At 51.9% G+C, this 17,486-nt stretch carries 11 protein-coding genes; 4 read left to right on the top strand and 7 right to left on the bottom strand.

All coding sequences use genetic code 11. The annotated features are described in order from the left end of the window. Window positions 1-10: 10 nt before the first annotated feature. A complete protein-coding gene (locus NST08_RS05410) occupies window positions 11-1,132 on the bottom strand; it encodes a beta-ketoacyl-ACP synthase III (protein ID WP_007131167.1) in 1,122 nt (373 codons plus the stop codon). A gap of 262 nt (window positions 1,133-1,394) precedes the next feature. Then, the gene (locus tag NST08_RS05405) at window positions 1,395-1,988 is read right to left on the bottom strand and encodes a TetR/AcrR family transcriptional regulator (RefSeq protein ID WP_210095362.1); all 594 of its coding nucleotides are present in this window, start codon (window positions 1,986-1,988) and stop codon (window positions 1,395-1,397) included. 182 nt (window positions 1,989-2,170) lie between these two features. Between NST08_RS05405 and NST08_RS05400 the strand changes: the two genes are divergently transcribed. After that, window positions 2,171-2,728: a hypothetical protein gene (locus tag NST08_RS05400; protein ID WP_210095361.1), complete on the top strand. Its 558-nt coding sequence runs from the start codon at window positions 2,171-2,173 to the stop codon at window positions 2,726-2,728. A gap of 264 nt (window positions 2,729-2,992) precedes the next feature. On the opposite strand, the gene NST08_RS05395 is transcribed toward NST08_RS05400, so the two are convergent. Then, window positions 2,993-5,083 (bottom strand): bacterio-opsin activator, encoded by a 2,091-nt coding sequence (locus NST08_RS05395; RefSeq protein WP_210095360.1) that lies wholly within the window; start codon window positions 5,081-5,083, stop codon window positions 2,993-2,995. Window positions 5,084-5,254: 171 nt separating this feature from the next. Beyond that, a complete protein-coding gene (locus NST08_RS05390) occupies window positions 5,255-8,608 on the bottom strand; it encodes an S-layer homology domain-containing protein (protein ID WP_341341558.1) in 3,354 nt (1,117 codons plus the stop codon). Window positions 8,609-9,415: 807 nt separating this feature from the next. On the opposite strand from NST08_RS05390, the gene NST08_RS05385 reads away from it, so the two are divergent. Continuing rightward, complete coding sequence (locus NST08_RS05385; RefSeq protein WP_210095358.1) at window positions 9,416-12,097, top strand: glycoside hydrolase family 3 protein; 2,682 nt, start codon at window positions 9,416-9,418, stop codon at window positions 12,095-12,097. A gap of 90 nt (window positions 12,098-12,187) precedes the next feature. Beyond that, window positions 12,188-13,774: a glycoside hydrolase family 30 protein gene (locus NST08_RS05380; RefSeq protein WP_341341557.1), complete on the top strand. Its 1,587-nt coding sequence runs from the start codon at window positions 12,188-12,190 to the stop codon at window positions 13,772-13,774. Window positions 13,775-13,952: 178 nt separating this feature from the next. Here NST08_RS05380 and sigJ read toward each other — a convergent pair whose 3' ends face one another. The 3 genes from sigJ to NST08_RS05365 all read right to left on the bottom strand — a co-directional run bounded on the left by sigJ (window position 13,953) and on the right by NST08_RS05365 (window position 16,451). Continuing rightward, on the bottom strand, window positions 13,953-14,837 hold the full coding sequence (sigJ, locus tag NST08_RS05375) for an RNA polymerase sigma factor SigJ (RefSeq protein WP_341034301.1): 885 nt from the start codon (window positions 14,835-14,837) through the stop codon (window positions 13,953-13,955). Further along, the gene (locus NST08_RS05370; protein ID WP_144870934.1) at window positions 14,815-16,116 is read right to left on the bottom strand and encodes a phytoene desaturase family protein; all 1,302 of its coding nucleotides are present in this window, start codon (window positions 16,114-16,116) and stop codon (window positions 14,815-14,817) included. Before NST08_RS05370 ends, sigJ begins: the two co-directional genes overlap by 23 nt. 83 nt (window positions 16,117-16,199) lie before the next feature. Next, on the bottom strand, window positions 16,200-16,451 hold the full coding sequence (locus tag NST08_RS05365) for a hypothetical protein (protein WP_341341556.1): 252 nt from the start codon (window positions 16,449-16,451) through the stop codon (window positions 16,200-16,202). 88 nt (window positions 16,452-16,539) lie between these two features. Here NST08_RS05365 and NST08_RS05360 point away from each other — a divergent pair, with 88 nt between their 5' ends. Next, window positions 16,540-17,460: a copper amine oxidase N-terminal domain-containing protein gene (locus NST08_RS05360; RefSeq protein WP_341341555.1), complete on the top strand. Its 921-nt coding sequence runs from the start codon at window positions 16,540-16,542 to the stop codon at window positions 17,458-17,460. Window positions 17,461-17,486 lie beyond the last annotated feature (26 nt).

Raw genomic sequence — 17,486 nt, 5'->3', positions numbered from 1 at the left:
TCTTCTATGCTTACACTACGCTAAGCAGCATAATCGAGATTTGGAATCTACCGCTTTCGGGAACGATGCAGAGCACCTGCTCTCCTTCAGTGAGATGTCCTTCATTCATCAGCTCCTCCAGCATAATATAGATCGATGCTGCGCCTGTGTTCCCTTTTGTATATAAATTCGTAAACCATTTCTCTTCCGGAATCCTCACCCCGCCAAGGTCCAGCAGCCGGAAGACTTCGTCCCTGAAAAAATGCGATGAATAGTGGCACACCATCCAGTCTATTCTCTCGGGATGAATCCTTCCTTCCTCCACGAGCTCTAGTATTCGATTGGTGCCTACCTTTGTTATTTCATTGACAAGCCTTACATCCTGCTTCAAATTCAGAGCTCCTTGATCGGCTGCTTCATGAATGGATGGATAATCCAGCCAGGAACGGATTCCACTCTCCTTACTCATGCCTGAATACATACACACCTCATACTGGTTCGCATAGGATTGGTTATCGATCCATTCAATACGCAGCGACGGCCCATTGGGGGAGGGCTCATTTTGCAATACAGCTGCTCCTGCCCCATCTGAAAGCATAAAACGTAAGAAATCCGTGTCAAAAGGCACCCGGCTATTGCTATAAATCCCCTGCGCTTCAAATTTCGTATGTTTGAATTCGCGGCTCAAAAACTCGCTGGAACAGGCGATGGCCGCCCGGTGCTCCCCAGCTTTGATATGTACATACGCATTCTTGAGTGCATGCATTCCGCTGGCGCATAATCCGGAATGAGACGCAATTTCCATAGGGGGCAAGCCCGTCTCTGCATGCACCATGCTCGCAAATCCTGGCAGGAGCAAATCTGCTCTTGTCGTGCCCGTCGCTAGAAAATCGATATCTTGGTCGGTTACGCTGCCGTTTCGCTCCAAGGCATCCCGAATAGCTAAAGAAGCCATCTCAGCGTTCGTGTATAAGCTCTTCTGCTCTTTATCTATGGCGTAATAGCGGGACCGAATTTGATTCTTCTCCAGAATGAGCCTTTTGGTTTTGGAAGATTTCCCTCCAATCTTGCCAAGATAATCTTCCATCTCTTCGTTACTAACCGGAGAACCAGGGAGAAATTTTCCCACACTTGTGATATAAACGGAATTCATAGCACACCTCGCAAATATAGAATTTGGTTAATATTGGTATATTATATTTCTATGAATGCAAGATATGACTAAATTAAAAGAATAATCTAGCGGCCTTTGGCAACCTGTGATGACCATCAATATCCATAGATAGATTCAGGTATCATCGCAAAGAGCCCGAGAGAGGCACTTTCAAAGAATCGGCTCGGTAAAGGGCAGAGGACTTTAACGTGCAAAAGGCTCATTTCTAACTCATGGTCAAGTTAGAATGAGCCCTTTTATGTTAGTTTTCCAGTCCAGCTGCCCCGTAGAAAAACAATTCCATCCATTGATCCATGCGCCAGGTCATCCGCTCTTGATTCGCTGACTCCCAGTGCCGACGCAGTTCATTCTGGAACATCGTGAAGTAACGCACCAGCATCTCTTCTGATCGATCCTCCCGAATATATCCCTCCTGCTTGCCTAGCGCGATAAACCTTTTGAAAAAGCCGACGATTTTCTCCTCGCTGTAGCGGTCCATCATGTCCATCAGCCCACTTAATTCGGAGGATGGGACTTTCGGAAATTCCTCGCCTAAAATGTTCAGATTACGCGCCTCCAGCAGCATGATTTCCTTCGTCTTCTCCGGAAAAGTCCGCGCGGAATCCAGAATAGCCTCATACTGCTCGAGCTGCTTGTCCATCCAATGGACCAGAGAATCGGCATAAAGCTGCTCTTTCGTACCGAAGTAATTATATATCGTTGCAGGAGAGACCTTTGCTTTCTGCGCGATTTCATTAACGTTGACCTTCTGAAAGCCGTGTTTGAAAAATAATTCAATCGCTGATTCGAAAATTTGCTCCATCTTCTTCTGCTTCCGTCGTTCGTAGCCGTTCATCAGCCTTCACCTCATATGTAGTTTAATCAAAGTTTTAGACTGATTCAATAAAGACACTACAAAACATATTGAACCATCGGATTCAAGTCGATATAATTGTTTTAGAGTGGAACACCAAATTTACTACATAACTTTTAAAATAAGTGTATGGGATGTTCCAATCATGATGGGAGTGAAGCGAAATGAAACAGCTGCGAATGCCTTCTTATTTGCACGATGTATTTGGAGAAAAGCAGTCCGTAGGAGCCATTCTGACAATCCTGCTGTTTGGGGGCATCCTGACGGCTGCGTTATATTACCGATTCCCGGAAATGACCGGGCATTTGCCGGCATGGCGCAGCACCCTGGCCTTATTGTTGATCTTCGACGTGTTTGCCGGCTGCATTGCGAATTTTACGGCTTCCACCAGTAACTTCTATGCAGCGCGGCCTGCCAATCGAATCGTATTTATTGCGATCCATGTCCATATCGTCCTGATCGCTTTTCTATTGAATACCGACACGGGCTATGCCCTGGGAATATGGGCTTATACGGTGATCGGAGCATTGATCGTGAATGCCTTAATCGGGAAGCACACGCAATTATTCGCAGCGAGCTTGATGATGGCCGCCGGCCTGGGCTGCATGCCCATGCTGCCGGGAATCACGCCTTATATGCTGATCATTGGTATGTTGTTCGTGATAAAGGTATTGTTCGGCTTCGCTGTCGATCATTATGGGAGGGGGAAACCCTGCCGGTGAAGGGTGGAGGATGGAATTGGAGTACTTGAGAAGGGGCAAAAAAAACGGTAGCCCCACACATCCTGCTTTATCTTGATGAAGTTTTTCAACTTAAGAAGGTGTATAACTCGGGAAATGCTATGATAAATTAGAATAAGGAGCAGTCAGCCAGGACTGCTCCCCTATACAGCATTTGCAGTGGGATTGCCCCACTCCGTGTTTCACAAGACAGTAACCCGTCTCATTCAGGCCGATCAACCTGTAGCGGGTTACTTCTTTTTTCGTTCATAACGAATCCCCTTCCGCCTGCCTCAGCCTATCGCCAAGCACATAAGCCAGATGCTGTTCGGCCAAACGCATATGTCGGTAAAAGGTCGCCCTGCTCATATGAAAGGATGCTGCGAGCTCGCTTTTATTCCGGTCCTTGCGCAGATAACCCGCGATTAAGATTTCCTTCTCCATTGCCGTCAGCGGCCCCGCCTGATGAGTGTCGGCCAGAATCTCCTGAATGGTTGCCCTCACCTGCATCCCGCTCCAACAGAAACGCCGCATGACAGGGAGTTCTTCCAGCTTGTCTAGCTCAAACAGCCGTTCCAGCATTTGCTTCATTTCATTTCTTTCAATGGATAGACGATGATCGTTCTCCCTTGGAAGCGCTGGTTGAGCTGCTGCTGTCTCTGTTTGCCGAATGATCCGCTGAATCCACTGATCAAAGGCCGATTGCCGAAAATCAAGCTCCCATGTCGTCAACTCGATGCCCGCGAATCCCGTCACTTTCCCGCACGCTTGAAAGCCTAGTACCGATAATAAGGCATTCAACTGCGGATCCGCTGCCGCCAGGATCCCCCGCAGCCCCCTAGTCATATGGACCAGCCACTGCTGCATCAGCAAGGCCCCCAGCTCTTCGGGGCGATATAAGGAATGCTCGGAATTGACTGCGGACAACAGGACGAATATCGTATCGGCCGCCTCCAGAGGAAGCTCATGCAGCGAAAAAGCTTCTTCGCCCAGCATCTGTCTGCATCCAGGCGCGTATCGTTCCAGCAAGGGCATGCTCAAGGCGTGCAGCCACAGACCTGCGCAGAACGCCAGCGGTCTCCCCTTCTCGTCCCGCACAACAAAGATCCCCTCGGGAAATCGAGCGGCAATCCCGTCCAGCAAAGCCGGGTAATCGGCGGGTTCGACCAGCTCGGACTGCCAGTCGGAACCGAGAATCGACGCCTTCATAAAGCGTTGCAAATCCGGCAGATCCTCCAGCTGGAACGGCTTCTGCTCGCCGGGCTTCAGGCTTGAAGAGAAATTGGCATAAGCATGGGCAGAGGGCAAAAATTCGCGGTACAGCTCCAAGATATGGGCGCTCAGGCGCATCTGCATCCGGTGATCGACCGAATGGAACCGCTCCGCCAGCAGGACGAACGCTCGATGGCGAACCGCTTCGAATTGCTCGGGGGTTCTGCGCGCGAAATCCTCCCGTAGGATTCGAGCGACGACCTGGTGCAGCGATATTCCATCCATCGTATCCCGAACAAATGAAAGGGCCGTCAGCTGGTAGTAGTCCGCCCCTTCCAAGGGCTTGTCCAACAAACGGTTCAGCAGCGCCTCATCGGCTGCCGGCAGGAGCGACAAGGCCGTCAGCGCGCGGTAGAGGTTGGGGGAGGCTGCTTCCCGCAAAAATTCGGCGCTCAAAACTGCCGGAACTTCCCGCCATACATCCCGCTCTTCCGCAGATTCGGAAAACAGCATATCCACGGTCAAGGCGAGCGACAACGGGTGGCCGTCCGTCTTCTGGGCAATCTCCCTTTGCAATTCCACAGGCAAGCCGCTGCTACCTAAATAATCGTAGACCTCTTCTCGCGTAAACAGCCGCAAAGGGAATCTTCGTAGTCGGGACTTCCATTCCGGATTCGTCTGCCACTGGAGCGGCAGTCCATTGCGCGAGGCACATACGAACAACACGCGGGCAGACTTCAATTCCGGAAGGAAGCTCGAAAACAGCCAGCCTTCCAGCCTTTCAATCTCCTCACAGTTGTCTATGAGCAAGACGGTAGGCACCAGCGACAACTCCGAAGCGATGTAAGACAGCAGCGCCGCATCCCGATCCCGGGTTCTACCGTATTCGGTTGCCAGACTCATCTCCAGGCTCGCCAAAAAAGAACCCAATGTCGTTAAGCCGCCTCGTCCGTCCAGCCAAAGAGAACGTACGGAAAACTGCCTTGCCGTGCGAGCCATTTGAAGCAGCAGCGTTGTTTTGCCAATGCCCCCGATCCCTGATATCGAAAAGATGGATGTCTTCGCCTGGGCGTCCGTCAGCCAATCCGTGAAGCTCATCATTTCCCGATCAAAACCGATGATGCGATGCCTTGCCATGTTCTCCATTCGTTATATCCTCACCCCATCCGCTTCCCGCAAGCCGAAATCCGCTAACCAACCAACCTTCTATTTGTATACTATACTATGTTTCGAGACTGCGGACAGGCATGATCAAGGAAGAAACGCAAAAAAACGCGCACATTCCTGGCGGAATGTACGCGTGCCATGCGGCTGCGATTAGTTGATGAAATTCAAGTAGTGGAGCATCCGGTGTAAGAGAGCGGCGCTTTGGGCCCGCGTTGCAAATGCCTGCGGAGCGAACGCTGCATTCCCGATGCCTTCGATCAAGCCCGCGGCCAGCAGCTCGGCAGCCGGTCCCTTGGCCCAGCCGGATACCTCGGCATGATCCGAGAAACGTTCTAACACGGAGGCGTCCTGCTGCGGAAGCTCTCCTGCGTACCGGACAGCTCTGCCCAGCATAACCGCCGCCTGCTCTCGCGTGACCCCAGCGTCCGGACGGAACGAACCGTCGGCATAGCCTTCAATCAGGCCGGCCGCGGAAGCCGCTCCAACCGCACCCGCGTACCACGCTTCGTTCGGTGCAACATCAGAGTAAGAAGCTCGCTGCGGCTTATCGGCCAGTTCGAGCGCACGAGCGAGCATCGCTACGAACTCGGCACGGGTCACCGTACGGTTGGGGTCAAACCTGCCGTCAGCCGATCCGTTCACGATCAGCTTGTTCTCCATCCGCTCGATATCGTCTTGCGCCCAATGTCCCCGCATATCCTCGAAGGTTCGGTTAGAGCGTACCGCAGTGTATACGCCGTTATGCGCGCTGTACAAAGTCGCCGTCTCCCTTTCGAAAACGGACGGGACATAGTGCAGCTTCCCAGCATCATCCACCCGGATGACCGTGGAACGATCAGGATCAGCCACAGCGTTCATTGAGAATGTCCGCTCCATGTACGTGCCCTCGGCTTCAAGTCTCTCATCACCATCGCCGTACAAGTCAAAGCTCGTCGGTTCCGCCAGCATGACGTACCCTTGGCGGGCCAGCTCTTCCTCCAGCGCGCGGTTTGCAGACTTCGTCATTTTCGCAATGGCGATCGTTACAGCCGCTCGATTCCGAAGGTCGCTTAGAACGTGCAGCGGAACGCTGTAGCTTGCGCCGTTCACCCCAATCCGAATGGCGGCGTTCGGCCTCGCCGCAAGGAGTTCCTGCAGCGCTTCCGCCGGAAGATCCACCTTCACCACCGGCTCTTCATTGTCGATGTCGATGACGATTTCATCCCCGCCGGCAGCCCACGACCGTACCAGCTCGGCGCCCGGGATAAGCCGTAGAACGGTGCGTCCGTCCTGCTCCTGCTCTTTCTTGATGGTCACCCGAACGTGTTGACCGTTGATCGTCACGGTCATCCTTGGATCCGCCGTAGGGGCAGGAGCGGGAACAGAAACCCAGCCATAGGATGGGGATTCAACGGGTTCAGGGGTCTCCAGTACAGGGGGATTGGCAGCGCTCAGATCGATGCGTCCTACATCCGCCGTCTCTCCCGCTAAGACATTCACGGTTGTCGTATGGCTGCCATAACCCTCTGCCGTCACCGTAAGCGTATGGATGCCTGCGGTCACGTTCGTTAGCGCAAAATCCCCATTAGCGTAGGTGACGTCCGTTACGCCGCCGGCCGATACCGATGCACCAGTCAGCGGCGTATTACCAATGCCATATACCGAGCCGATGACCGTCCCTGTTGCCACAGGCGCTGACTGCACCATAACCTTAGCGGAAGCCGTGTACCCGCCATCGGCCGTTGTCACCGTAATGACCGCCGTACCTTCAGCCATCGGCGTCACCTCGCCGCTCTGGCTCACCGCCGCAACGGCTGGGTCGCTGGAGGCCCAGGCGACCGCCGGGTTCGTCGCATTCACCGGCGTAAGGACGGCTGTCAGCTTCTGCGAAGCCCCTCCTACCGCAAGGGTTAGCTCCGTCTGATCCAGCGTCACTCCCGTAACGCGGACCTGGTCTTGAATGTGAGCTGCTTCTACCTGGACGCTGCTCCATGCCTCGATGGACTTCTGTTCATCCACCTCAAATACCTGAAGATATTGACCCGGAATCGGATGCAAAATATCCGTGCCTAGCGAGTATAGGACCGCTTCGCCATGCAGCGCAGCCCCCCTTAGGGGACGCACACCGGCATCTGGCCCGAGCAGATATGCAAACATGTGGCCGGGATCGCTCGGGACCGCCGTCACGCTTGTCGACCCGTTCGCGCTGCCTGGACTAACGACAAATCCGTCGATGTCCGGAGCAGATTCATCCACGTGCAGGGTCAACACCGTGCTGACGGTGCTTCGGCCCGCATCGGTTGCCGAAACCGCAACCGTGAATGTGCCGCTCTCCTTAGGACTGCCTTCGATCATGCCATAGGCTGTCATCGATAGGCCATCCGGAAGTCCGTAGGCATTCCATGTCAGCCCGCCCCTTGAACCATCGAAAGCGTCCATCGCAATCGAATAGGGGGCGTCCTTGATTGCCCGCGGAAGATCGGTCGTCAAGATGCCGGGGCGTAAATAAGGATAGCCGCCATTGACGCCAGCATCAATGGCCCAAAGATCGGTGAAATCCCAGCCATGATAGTTGGAGGCTGCCTTCATGTCATTGGTCGTAAGGCCCGTGAGATGAGGCGAGCCTATGATATCCCCACTCCCCACGCCAGTGGTTAAGGACGATGCCTCGATATCATAATACGAGGCATTGATCGTGGCAACCGCCATGGTTCCGATAAAACCGCCCACGGCGTAATAGATAGCGCTTCCGGATTGCATGACGGCAGCCGAAGAATAGCTGTTGGCAATGGTTCCGTATATCAGTTGTCCGGCTAAACCGCCCCCAAAATAATAGTAACCTCCCCCCGAATTCGTTACCGTTCCGGTGGCATACGAGTCGTTGATCGCGCCCGCTCCCTGAGATCCGACCAACCCTCCGGCATACTGATTGGGGGTATCTCCGCTCTTCACGGCAGCGGATGAAGATGAGCGGAGAATGCTCGAATCGCCATTGGCCGCCCCGGCCAACCCGCCTGCTGCGCTCACGTAACCCGTATCTCCGGCCGTAACCGTGCCCTGCGAATGCGAGTTGATGATGCTGCCGCCGATCAGATGACCCACCAATCCGCCGGCATAGCTGCCACCGTTCACTTGAACCGTAACGTCCAGATTACGGATCGTACCCGAAACACGGCCAAAGAAGCCGGTAAACTGCAGAGCTCCTCCAGCAATGGTGAGGCCTTTGATCCGGTGTCCCCTTCCGTCGAAAATGCCGCTGAAGACGGTCGCTTCATCGGCTAAGGGCACCCAATCGTATCCGGTCATATCGATGTCGCCGGTCAATCGGATATTCCGATCCAGATAGGACGCTTGATTCCGATCGATATAGGCCAGTTCCTCTGCGGTCCCGACCCACACCCAACCGTCCGCTTCGGACGGAATCGAGGCGTTTCCGGCCCGAACCCCAGACGCAGCGGAAGCCAAGGGAGCAAGCACCGCCGAAAAAATGAGCAGTACCGCCAGCATGATGGACATTTTTTTCATAAACCCGTTTCTCCTTTTACATCAGCGAAGTCAAGCGATGAGTCGTAGATATACTCCGTGATCTGATAGATTCAACATCTTCAATCAGTGTAAACCAATTGTCGATCAAGAACTGTCTCATTTTTGTTTCAAGTTCAAGGAGGGCTGTTATAAACGAAAACCGAGCCAATCCCAGAGGCCGACCCTGCGTTCCGCTTCCATTTTCTGAAATATATATGTCATTTTCTGAAATTCATCAGTCCTATTTTTCTAAGACAAGAGGCTGATATTCGGTTTGCAAAAATAAAGCGCATGAGGCGAAATCAAGAGGAACGGGGCCTAATTAATGACGTTTTTGTAATCTTTAGACCTAATTTTGTGACACTCTTGTCATTTTCAAAACAGCGGCATCCAGGAAATGGGTGATGCACTTTCTCTAAAAGTGCGTTAGTCTAATTGCCGGGAGATCAACCGATTTACCAAGGAGGGATGCCGCGGCACATCGGATGGACACCCAGTCTTGCCAGTTCTTCTATCCTGCAAACCCCAACAAGTTGACGGGGCGAAGTACCAGCACCTTAGATTATGCAGCATGCTGCGGCCACCATCATTAACAGGGAGGAAGGCTGCAGGCTATTCCCTATTTTCCAACTATTCCTATGGGAAAATATATTTTCAGGTGACTGGGCGGATAAGGGGAACACCCATTTAGACCCCTATGATCGCTTGAAATCAAAACGATCACGAGATGTACCGGTACATAGTACGGCGCATGCCATAGAAATGCGTGAAGGGGCAAAAGCCAAAAATAAGGAGGAGCTTATACCATTGAAGTTAAGATCACGATTATTCTCTAAACTTGTTGCACTTACCGTTATTGGAGCCATCGCTGCCGCTCCGCTGCAGATTGCAAACGCAGAATCGAATGATGGAGGAGCGCGTCCGTGGATGAACACATCTCAATCCGCCGAGAAACGCACGGAGCTATTGCTTGACGCCATGACGCTATCCGAGAAAATTGATTTTGTTACCGGGAACGTCAATAACAATTACGGGTTTTATAACGCTCCTATTGAGCGGCTTGGCATTCCCGCGTTAACGATGGCCGACGGGCCGACCGGCGTGCGGGTCGCCAATCCGGAAATTCAGGATAAACAATCGACGGCTCTCCCTACTCCGATTGCGCTGGCCGCAACCTGGAACACGACAACCGCTTCGGAGTACGGAGACCTGGTGGGCAATGAATCCTTTAACACCACCCATAACGTCCTGCTCGGTCCTGGATTCGATATTGCCCGTCTGCCTTGGGGCTCCCGGAATTTCGAATCCATGGGGGAAGATCCTTTGCTGCAGTCGAAGATGGGCGTTGCTTATGTCAATGCGGTGCAAAAATATCCGGTTATCGCGACAGCCAAGCATTTTCTGTTGAACAACCAGGAAACCGACCGTTTCACGGTGAACTCGATCGCTAGTGAACGCGCGATGCAGGAAGTATACCTGCGTCCATTCGCCGCAGCCATCGAGAAAGCCAGCCTGGGCTCGGCCATGTGCTCCTTCAATGAGATCAACGGCACGCCGGCCTGCGAAAATAAAGAGGTCTTGACTACGATGCTCCGAGACCAGTTGAACTTCAATGGTTTCGTCATGAGCGACTACGGCGCCAACCTGAGCACGGCTCCTTCGGCCAACGCGGGTCTTGACTTGGAAACCCCCGGGGACCCTTACGGATTTTGGGGCTCTAAGCTCATGAACGCCGTCCAAAACGGCGAAGTCTCTGAGGACGTCATTGACGAGATGGTAAGCAATATTCTGTATCAGATGTTTGACAAGGGGCTGTTTGATCATCCGGCGGTAAATAAACAGATTCCGGCAGCCGAGCATGGAGCGAAAGCACAGCAGATTGCCGAAGAGAGCATGGTGCTTCTGCAAAACAAAGATAATGCTCTGCCGCTGAAAGCAGACAGCCTGAAATCGATCGCCGTTATCGGTCCGGATGCGGACAACTATGCAACGGTTGGCGGCAGCTCGCTTGTGAAGCCGACTTATACGGTAAGCCCGCTGGAGGCCATCCGCAAACGTGCCGGAAAGGGCGTTGAAGTGAAATATGCAGCCGGTACCGATCCGATTTCCACCGCGGATATTATGAATGGACCATCGGCCATTCCATCTTCGATGCTAAGCCCCGTTGATGAGAACGGTAATGTAATTCAAGGCGAGCATGGACTTCGCGCGGAATATTTCAATAACACGAATCTCGAAGGTCAACCTTCCGTGGTACGCACGGATGGCCAAGTGAATATGAACCTTGGTTTTTATAATTATGACGGATTAAACGGACAGTCCTCCAAGCTGACTCCCGTCCCTGGCGATTTGAACGGCAGAATGTCGGCACGCTGGACCGGCGCGATTGCAGCCCCACAGGACGGCGAATACACCCTGTCGCTCTCGAGCTTCGGCTCCAGCAAGCTGTATTTCGACGGCAAGCTTCTGATCGATAATAAAGGTGAGAAGGTGGCTACCGAGAAAGCGACGCTGCAGCTAAAAGCCGGCGAAAGCCACGACGTGCGCATTGAATACCGCACGGATTGGACGGACGGCGACAGCGATTTTGGCGGACTGGTCCGCTTCGGCTGGGAAGCACCGGAAGAGGTAACCGATTCGAAGATGCAGAAGGCTGTTGATCTTGCGGGTAAATCCGACGTTGCCGTCGTGGTGACGCGTACCTATGAAAGCGAAGGGTACATCGACCGTTCCGACCTGGATCTTCCGAATAACCAGGAGCAATTGATCAAGAAGGTGGCTGCAGCTAATCCGAATACGATCGTGGTTCAAATGAGCGGCAGAGCCGTGCAAATGAACGGCTGGCAAGATGACGTTAAATCCATCGTGCAAGCCTGGTATGCCGGGCAGGAGCAGGGTGACGCCATCGCCAGCGTGCTGTTTGGCGACGTGAATCCATCCGGTAAACTGCCGATTACGATTCCTGTCGACGAGCATTCCACCCCGGTTTCGGATGAAAAGCAATTCCCTGGAGTAAACGGAGACGCGGAATACTCTGAGGACATTTTCGTGGGATATAAGGGGTATGAGAAAGAAGGCATCCAACCAGCGTTCGCGTTTGGTCACGGCCTGTCCTACACGACCTTTGACTATAGAAATCTGAAGACGAAAGCTAAAGGGAATGGGCAGGACTCCACGATTGAAGTCTCGCTGAACCTCCGGAATACGGGAGCTGTAACGGGCGCGGAGGTTGTACAAGTCTATGCAGGCAAGCTTCCGACCAGCGTAGCAACACCGTCCAAACAGCTGGCCGGCTTTGCCAAAGTCGAGCTTAAACCGGGCAAACAGCAGCGCGTAACGGTTAAGCTTGATCCTAAGGCCTTCTCATATTGGGATGAAAATAAAAAGACCTGGGTTATGCCTTCCGGACAAGTGCCGATCTATGTAGGCGGCGCCTCCGACGACATTCGCCTTACAGGCAGCGTCGCTGTTAAAGGCTCCGGCAAATAACCATACGATTCATTCATTCTATTCATCAATTCTTAGCCTGGGGCGTTTTCGCCCCAGGACTTTTTGTTAGGAGATAAGGAGGAGCGGAATTTGAAACTAACGGAGAAGAGGACGGTATTGGAAGTCAAGACCGCGGCCAAAGCCGTAACAGAGACCAAGCTCCTATCCGGCCGGGCGAATAAACCGGGAAGCACACAGCGGCGCAGACGGTTCCTGCTCAGTCTGCTGCTGCTCGTTCTCCTGCTGCTGATCTGTTCTATAGCCATCCCACCCGGTACAGAAGGCGAAATCTCTTCCGAGGTATGGCTAACGACCGGCGATCAGACCAACCTGCTCACCCAAAAGGAGCCCGTCGCATTCACGAATCAAGCTTCAAGCCAGGAAACCCTCAACATCAAGGTGAATCCGGAAATCCGTTATCAAACCATGGACGGTTTTGGCGCAGCGATTACCGGCTCTTCGGCGTATCTGATCAACCATACCATGACCGAAGCTCAGCGAAGTTCCCTTCTGGGCGATTTGTTTACGGAAGAAGGCATCCGCCTCAGCTTTGTCCGACATACGATCGGCGCTTCCGATTTTTCCGTGGATGAACAAGGCCGCCCGAGCAGCTATACGTATGACGATATCGAATCGGGAATGGATTACGGCATGGAGCACTTTTCAATAGCTAAGGATGCGGATGTGGTCTCCCTGCTGCAAAAAATCCTGAAGAAAAACCATGCGGTCAAAATACTGGGCACCCCCTGGACCGCCCCGCCGTGGATGAAATATGGGGAGAAGACATACAACGGCTGGTATTTGGATTATACCAATCCCAAGGTTTATGCCGCTTATGCGGATTATTTCGTGAAATACATTCAGGCGTATGAGGCATCGGGAATTCCGATTTACGGCCTGACGGTTCAGAACGAACCGGCATTCACGTCGCCGGACTATCCAAGCATGAGCATGGGTGCCGAGGAGCAGGCACGGTTCATCCGGGATTACCTCGGCCCCGCCTTTACCAAGCAAGGGATCGGGACTAAAATTATCGCTTTCGACCATAATTGGGGACTTGGGGAAGCGTACGCCCGACAAGTTCTTGGAGACGCAGGAGCCGCTTCGTATATCGACGGAACCGCGTACCATTGTTATGAAGGCTCCGCGGAGGCCATGTCGGCCGTTCACCATGATTTTCCGGACAAAAATATATACCTTACAGAATGCAGCGGCGGACAATGGAGCCCGGACTTTGGCGACAACCTTAGCTGGCAAATGGACCACCTGATCGTCGGTGCACCGCGAAATGCCGCCAAAACGGTTCTTTTCTGGAACCTGGCGCTGGACCCCAGCGGGGGGCCGACCAACGGAGGCTGCAAGGACTGCCGAGGTGTGATTACGGTGAATCCTGCAACGGGAGACGTGGAGAAAAACGTGGAATATTATGCTCTCGGGCATGCCAGCAAATTTGTGGATCCCGGGGCTGTCCGGATCGCATCTACTCGTTACAAAGGTTTATTAGAAACCGTGGCATATGAGAATCCCGACGGCTCCCTTGTCCTGATCGGCGCCAATCCAGGAGCCGAGGAGCTGCCCTTTAGCGTGGAATGGAACGGTAAAGCTTTCTCTTACAGCCTGCCTCCCCAAAGCGCCGTCACTTTTAAATGGCTGCCGGGTTTTGACAGCCGCTCCTAAACGGAAACGCTTAGCCTTCTTGGCTTTCTTTTATTACTTCAAGGAGGCCTGTTATAAACAAAAAAAACCGAGTGAACCCCAGGGACCGGCCCTGCTCTTCGCTCGGTTATTTCTGCTTCAAGTTCCTGCGCTTTGGATGCGGAATCCTTCCAAACATATGCTGCATTAAAAGCGGAAATCATCCTAGAGATAGATGTCTTAACTTATCCGGATTCGCGACCGTATAGATTGTCTGAATTTTATGATCGCGGTAAGCGAAGGAATACACGTATTGGACGGTTTCATCCAGCAGGAATCGGATCCCCGGGAGTCCGTTCACCATGAGGAAAGAGTACGTAAATCGGCCTGCATACGTTTTGATCAGGAACTGATGGAATTTCAGCACGAGCTCAAATCCAACCACAGGCACTTGCGCCGCTTTGACTTTGCCTCCGCCATCCGAGTAGAAAACCACATCTTCGCTAACCAGCTCTAGCAGTCTAGTCGTATCTCCCTGCAATAGCGATGCCACGAAATCCTTGATATGCTTCTCCGCCGTCGATACCGACGGATGCTGGTCCGGATCGAAATGGATGCTCTTCTTGGCGCGATGGAAAATTTGCCGGCAGTTCGCGTTGCTCTTCCCGACCATATCGGCAATTTCTTCAAACGAATACTGGAAAATCTCCCGCAGGAGAAAAACCGCCCGTTCCATCGCATTCAGCTGCTGCAACAGCAATAGGTAGGCCGTGGAAATCGACTCTGAGCGCAAATACGTGTCGGAGGGATCGCCAACCGAAGCGCCATCCGAAGCCCCCCTCTCAATGAGAGGCTCCGGGAGCCAGGGGCCGACGTACAACTCCCTTTTTTTGACGGATGAGCGTAAAAGGTCCAGACACCGATTCGTCACGATTTTGTATAAATACGCCCGTTCATTTCGAATGGCATCCGCATCCTGAAGCCTTTCATAACTCAGGAAGGCCTCTTGTACGATATCCTCCGCATCCATGACGCTTCCGAGCATTCGATAGGCTAAAGAAAAAAGCGGAGCTTTATAAAGCTTATACAATTCCTCGATGCTCATAAAGGTCAGTCCTTTCCTTCCGTTCAAGGGAGAGGATGTGTTGCACCGCTCTTTTGGCACTTGCCGTCGCGGCATCCACCAATAGTTCACCATGTGACGCCCAATCTCCTGCTACATATAAACCGCTAATTTCGGGAACGGCCGGTCCGGGATTAACACGTCCGTTCACATGCATAAAATCATGAGAAACCGTCATTTTCGGCAGGTATTGTTTGACAATCAGCTCTTCCCGCCACCCCGGCTGCACCAAATCCAGCATCCCCTCAAGCTCGCGCAAATCCTTATTCGGGTCGGTCTCTTTCCCTTGGTATTTCAGAACGGATATGACTTGCGCACCGTCGTCGCTTAGATAAGCGGCACGGGATTGATTGGAAAGAAAGACGGTTTGATCGATGCCGTATACAAATTGTTGTTTGGGTTTCGGTAGACGTCTCAATGCAACATCCAGGCAGGCTGCCGTGATTTCGATCGCTTGTTCTTTCCAGGTATGAAGGGCGGTTTTTTCTGAAAAAGGCACCAGCTGATGGGCAATCGAAGGCGGTGTGGCGAGAACGACATGGTGTGCGCCGATCTTCGCTCCATCCTTGCACAGCACGTGACGCACGCTGCCATCCTGGACATCGATGGACGTAACCAGGCTGTTCGTTACAAACCGCACGCCGAGATCGGATGCCTTTCTTCTTAACGCTTCGACCAATTCGCCCCAGCCTCGGTCCAGATACAACACACCTTTAAGGGCACTTTGAAGCTGCTTCAATGCAGGACCCGCTGCAGGCAAATCCGGCCCCACCACATAACTTGCGGTTCGCAGCAAGGAATAGAAAATATTACGCACCATCGGATCCCGCAAATTCGATTCGACCCATTCGCGAATACTGATGCGATCATAGGGATGGGTATCCATTTTGCCGAGTTTCCCCAGCCAGGCAGCAAGCTCCAGCTTCCCTTTCCAAGACAAGAGCGGGGTCGTGAATAAAGATTTCATATCCGTGGGCAAAATGCTCAATTTCCCCTTCCACACCCCATAACCTTCAATCGAGGGCTCCGCTCCCTGAACGTGAATTCCCAAATCCATGAAAGTTGCGTAAGCATCTCCCTTATACAAGGCATGCCCGCCCAGATTGAAGTAAGCCCCTTTTTTCTTCATGGACATGGCCCGGCCGCCTAATCGTTCCTGTTTCTCAATGATGAGCGTTTGCTTCCCTGCTTTCGCTGCATAAATTGCAGCGGTCAACCCGGCAATCCCTCCGCCAACAACGACCACATCATACTGTTGCATCGTTCATCATTCCCTTCGATTTTTACCTGTATGACGGGCAAGGGGTGCGGAGTGTGACAGGAATCGAAAAAAAATTATGAGGCTTATCCTTGCGTGAAAATGAGAGCCCTCCCGAGAAGGGAGGCGCTCGGAACAAAAATATCTCCCCGGGCCGTCTCAACCACCGGGAATCCATTCGATTCAAGATGCCGCCGGGTAATGGCAAGGTCTCGCACCTTTACTACATATCCGGAAAATCCCGGTGAGGACGTGAAGGCTTCTCCCGGGATCGTTTTCATATCATGGACCACATGCCCCATATGATGGATTTTGTTAATTTCGGTCTTCATGGACAAGCGAGTGCCCTCCAATGAATAAAATCCTTGTAACTTTCCAGCTTTTTTTACGTCATAAAGTATGACACCATATTTTGGAGGGAAATTCATGAAAAAAATATCGCAAATTTCAATCGCGCTGCTATGCAGTGCGGCTCTAATTGCTCCAAGCTACAACATATCTTCAGCAGCTTCAAAACAGGAACCACATGTAATCATCAACAACACAAGTCTATCCTCTGAAGATATACTTCTAAAAAACAACCAAGTATTTATTACCTTAACGGGAGCCAAGACTTTAGACGATTTAACGTTTAAGTGGAACAATAAGACAAAGCAAGTGACTGTCCAAGGAAAAGAGACTCATTTAATACTCACGATCAATAAAACAACTGCACAAAAGAATAGTGAACCCGTAAAACTTAGCTCCGCGCCGTTCATCCATAAAGGCAAGACCATGATTCCTTTGCGCTTTGTTACAGAAGCAATGAGCAGCTCCGTAACCTGGAATCAGGCGACCCAAACCGCATATATCACAAAAGCAAGTTCAAAACTGACCAAGGATTATAAAAGCGACGAGCTTAGTACTGCAAGAAATGCAGCCATAAATTTGCCAAGGGTTTCCCAACTACCGAAAGAATTTGAGCCAACATTGGATACGTTTAGTCTTCAATATTATTTTCCTGAACGGGAATCAGGCCAGTTCATAGAAGTAAATAATAACGTAGTTAGTTACTATAAAATTTCTAACCATACGGCTTACCTGAAATGGCAGGGCCTCCCGGGTGATAAACCAGGCACAGCAAACGACCTGTATTTTATTAATCGCATGTTAATAGATGAAGCTGGAACACTTCCGTCATTTAAGGGTACAACCTTTGCAAGCTTCCGTTGGATGCCTCATATTGGAGCTACGGGTTACAGCCTTATTAACAAACAAAACTGTAATAAGGTCACATATAAAGATCAGGAACTCGAGCAAAATCAAATGAAGGAAAATTATATTATCGTGGAAATTCCCGAAGAATAAATAATCTATTGTTTTACGTAAAAAAA

The sequence above is a fragment of the Paenibacillus sp. FSL K6-1566 genome (genome assembly GCF_038050475.1).
GTDB classification, from domain to species: domain Bacteria; phylum Bacillota; class Bacilli; order Paenibacillales; family Paenibacillaceae; genus Paenibacillus_AQ; species Paenibacillus_AQ lactis.
Note: the sequence above shows the minus strand (reverse complement) of the source record. Positions and strands in the feature narration are given on the sequence as shown.